The sequence below is a fragment of the Gracilimonas sp. genome, from assembly GCF_035704785.1.
Lineage (GTDB): Bacteria > Bacteroidota > Rhodothermia > Balneolales > Balneolaceae > Gracilimonas.
Genome location: NZ_DASSWP010000176.1, coordinates 1 through 3142, shown reverse-complemented (window position 1 = coordinate 3142; position 3142 = coordinate 1). Strand labels below are relative to the sequence as shown.

Here is a 3142-nt window from a genome sequence, read left to right as displayed (position 1 = left end):
GAGGAAAGTGGATCTTCCAAAAAGCTATCTTGGTCGGGTACAAACAGTAGAATACCTTCGGTCGTTTTTATTTGGGAGAGTAGGTTGGGATTATTTGAACAGCTTATTAATCATTTCCGGTGCTTTTGGCGTATTTGATAAAAAGGCAGTGGTTGAAGTAGGAGGATATTTACATGATACGGTAGGCGAGGATATGGAGCTGGTTGTAAGACTGCACCGCCATTTCAAGGAAAAAGGGGAACAGTATAGGGTACGTTTTATGCCTGAGCCGGTTTGCTGGACTGAAGTACCCGAAAGCTGGTCAGTGCTGGGAAGGCAAAGAAACCGCTGGCAGCGTGGACTGGCAGACACCATGATGCGCCATAAGAAAATGCTGCTGAATCCTAAATATGGCAGATTAGGGATGTTGGCAATGCCATATTTCTTCTTTATTGAGATGTTAGGGCCGGTGGTTGAGTTACTAGGGTTTATTTATTTCCTGATCGTCCTTTTACTGGGAGGTTTCAATTCTTCATTTGTACTGCTTTTTCTTACGGCATCAGTATTTCTTGGAATGGTTCTGTCAGTGACTTCAGTGCTCTGTGAGGAACTTTCATTCCGTCGTTATCCGACTCTGGGCAATATTGCCAACTTAACCTTGTATGCCTTTTTGGAGAATATTGGTTACCGGCAGATACACACTTGGTGGCGATTCAAAGGTTTGATAGACTACATAAAAGGGGATAAAGAGTGGGGCGTTATGACACGAACAGGCCTTGCTTCTAAAAGTAATGTGAATAAAGGTTTTAAAAAGCTGAAGGGATCCATTTCCGGTATGTTCGGGTCATTAAAATATTGGGCAGTGATTTATGGCGTGATGATCCTGATCATTGCCCTGATCCTGCACGTACTGATCGATAATGGAATAATTCCTGATGTGTATTCTATCATTAGGGCTGAACTTGGAATTTGATGAAAACTGAGGTAATGTTGAATACTATGAAGCATCAAGAAAAGCACTTTACTAAACAAAATTACAAAGAGATCAATGCCTTAAGTGGGTTGATCGTGGTGTTAGTATTGATGTTATCAGTACAAACGGCTTTTGGGCAAACGATCGAAAATATAGATGAAGCGTTCCAGCAAGCTCGTGAACTGGCGTTTGACGGTCAGCGCGAGGAAGCAAGAGAATTAGCCTATGCCATTCTGGAGCGATCACCGGATTATCACGATGTACGTATTTTGATCGCCCGAACCTATGCATGGGATGGAAGCTACGATAAAGCCCGTGTGGAACTGAATTACGTGCTTGAAAAACGTCCGGACTATAAGGATGCCCTCTTTGCCGCTATCGATAATGAGCGGTGGGCCGAAAATGAAACGGCCATGCTTAATTATTCAAAACAGGCTGTCAAATATCATTCAGTTGATAAAGATGTACTACTGAAACGTGCCGAATCGTTGAATTCTGCAGGTAAAGACAAAGAGGCACTGCAGGTACTCAATCAGCTTGAACAGATCGACAAATCCAACGCTGAAGCCCAACAACTTCGGGAGAGCATCAAAACCTCCCGTCAGGATTATACGCTGACCACGGGTTACACCTACGATACTTTTGAGGATATTTTTGATGACATCCACAAAGGATATGTCCAACTTTCACGCCGCACTAATTATGGGTCAATCATAGGACGTCTAAATTATCAGCGCAGGTTTTCAACCGACGGATTGCAGGCCGAGCTCGATTTCTATCCCTCCATCACAGATGGATGGTACGGATATGTAAGTGCCGGATATTCCTCAAGCTCTCTGTTTCCGGAATTCAGATCCGGTGCTGAATTGTATAAGAACCTGCCTCGTGCATTTGAAGTGTCTGCCGGATTTAGGTATCTCAGGTTTAACAGTGATGTGTGGATCTTCACCGGAACCGTTTCAAAGTATCAGGGCAACTGGCTGTTTACCGTGAGGCCGTACATCACACCTAATTCAATAGGTGTTTCCCGATCGCTGAGCCTGCTGGCTCGCAAATACCTGGCCGGACCGGAAAATTATATCACCTTCCGTGGTGGTTTTGGGTTTTATCCGGAAGAACGACGCTTTCAGAATGTATCAGGAGATGTATTCTTCACAGAATCACAGTTCATAGGAATAGATGGATATAAAGAACTGCGATATAACCTTTCTGCTTTTCTTTCGTTTGACTTAACCCGACAGGAACTCGCTTTCAACCCTGATAATTTTATTAATGTTATCACCCTGAATGGGGGAGTAGTCTATAAATTCTAATTCCCGGAAAGCTGGATCTGTAGGTCGCGCAGATTGGTGTTATCAGGATCAAGGTTCAGCCCTTTGTCGATCCAAACTCTTGCACTGTCAGTATTCTCCAGAAAGTAAAAGCTTCGTGCTTTTCTGAAGATCAAAGGGAGATAGGTGTCATCCTTAGATAAACCCATTTCTGTATATTCAAGACTCTTTTCGTGTAGCCCCTGCCAATAATAGACATCGGCCAGGGCACTGTAAGTATCCTGATAATCGGGTGCTCTTTCCAGTACTTCCTCAAATTTAGATATGGCGTTATCATAATCTCCGCTCCAGGCATGGGTTCGGCCATAAAGCAGCCGGGCATCATGAAAGCTTGGTGAGCTCCTTAAAGCATGCCTAAGTAAGATCTGTGCATATTCATAGTTGGAACTGAACGCTGAATCACGTGCAATGTTGAACAGTTCTGAGGCATTGAGTTCTGTCAAGTTTTCGTCCCCGAGAAACTGTAACTCATTGTTGAGTTCATGAAAATCACGTTTTTGGGAATCAGTTAGTTCAATGAGTTTATTTTTCCCTGTTACATAACTGTTCTTACGTTTGAATGCTTCAAATTCCTCATAGATCCGGTCTTTGAGATCTGGGTTCTCTAGCTCACCGAGCAGCATGCCTTCATGAAGTCTGTAAAGACGGTTATCAGAAATGAAATACTCTTCGGATAAATAATCAGCCATGTTATTTTTGGTCCTCATAAAGGGGACTTTTTTATTGGTCCCAGCCCAGGGTTTAAAACCCTGCACTTTCAGTGCAGCACTTTAGTATTCCGAAAAAATCTAAAAGGTGGTATTTTGGGATTATGGAAAAAGGAATGCGAAGGGGCAGCCATACGGTAAGCCGGCTGACG

At 43.3% G+C, this 3142-nt stretch carries 3 protein-coding genes; 2 read left to right on the top strand and 1 reads right to left on the bottom strand.

The genetic code is table 11. The features are described from left to right. Together VFM80_RS10230 and VFM80_RS10225 are read left to right on the top strand one after the other, a co-directional pair. A partial coding sequence (locus VFM80_RS10230; protein ID WP_395071730.1) for a glycosyltransferase family 2 protein occupies positions 1-952 on the top strand: 952 nt, incomplete at its 5' end. Between the two features lie 26 nt (positions 953-978). Beyond that, a complete protein-coding gene (locus tag VFM80_RS10225; RefSeq protein WP_395071729.1) occupies positions 979-2265 on the top strand; it encodes a YaiO family outer membrane beta-barrel protein in 1287 nt (428 codons plus the stop codon). On the opposite strand, the gene VFM80_RS10220 is transcribed toward VFM80_RS10225, so the two are convergent. Further along, a complete protein-coding gene (locus VFM80_RS10220; protein WP_395071728.1) occupies positions 2262-2990 on the bottom strand; it encodes a tetratricopeptide repeat protein in 729 nt (242 codons plus the stop codon). The two genes, VFM80_RS10225 and VFM80_RS10220, sit on opposite strands and share 4 nt — an antisense overlap. Positions 2991-3142: the final 152 nt, after the last annotated feature.